The sequence below is a fragment of the Leptospira ilyithenensis genome (genome assembly GCF_004771005.1).
In the GTDB taxonomy this organism is placed as follows: Bacteria; Spirochaetota; Leptospiria; order Leptospirales; family Leptospiraceae; genus Leptospira_A; species Leptospira_A ilyithenensis.
Genome location: NZ_RQHV01000073.1, coordinates 1 through 774, shown reverse-complemented (window position 1 = coordinate 774; position 774 = coordinate 1). Strand labels below are relative to the sequence as shown.

The window sequence follows — 774 nt, the reverse complement described above, 5'->3', positions numbered from 1 at the left end:
ATCCCAGTTGAACCGCTGCATTACCAACTGCTCCAAATACTTGACCTACTGCACTGAGCGCACTATTCACAGCTGCCAACGGACCTGTCACTGCGGTCGCTGCTCCCAATGTCAATACTGTTACCGCTGCTGTAATCGCAGTCGACCTGGCGGCATCAGCTTGCGCTTTCTTATCCGCTTTTTTCTGTTTTATTCCATCATATTGCTGACGGAAACTAGCATTTGCTATATCCCGGTCAAATCCCGTTGCCTTGACAATCTCATCCACTACGATTCGTTTTCCCAGTTCCTCCACAAATCCCTTTCTGTTCTTTAGAGTAGGGGTTGCGGACGAATAACTAAGCGCAGACGACCGGAGCCCGAGCGTTTGGTTCATATACGCTTCCGATTGCATATCTGCGGTACCATAGTCCAAACTTCCCGCATTTGCCATTCGTGATCCGTCTGCGAATGCTTTTTGTATATCTCTATCTTTTGCACCTAATGCTACAGCCGCCGTTTTGACAATTCCACCGACTACTCCTACAACTTGACTGGTAACATTCGCAAATGGATTGGAATTTACAGCGTTTCTTGCTTTCTTTGCATCCCGTGAACCTTTATAATCCGCTACGATACTACTTGCTACCTCGGGCGGTATACCCGTTGCACTGGCAACCACGCTTGTCACATGTTTTTTTATGATAGATTGTTCGCCCGCCCGGATTCCACTGATCGCATCTTTGGCACCGGTCATCTTTTCTTTTTGTTTATCCAGATAATTATCGGTCGCTA

General features: G+C 47.2%; 1 pseudogene. It reads right to left on the bottom strand.

Features of this window, described 5'->3' with window-relative positions:
* Positions 1-774 (bottom strand): annotated as a pseudogene (locus EHS11_RS19940) (hypothetical protein); the annotation flags it as partial.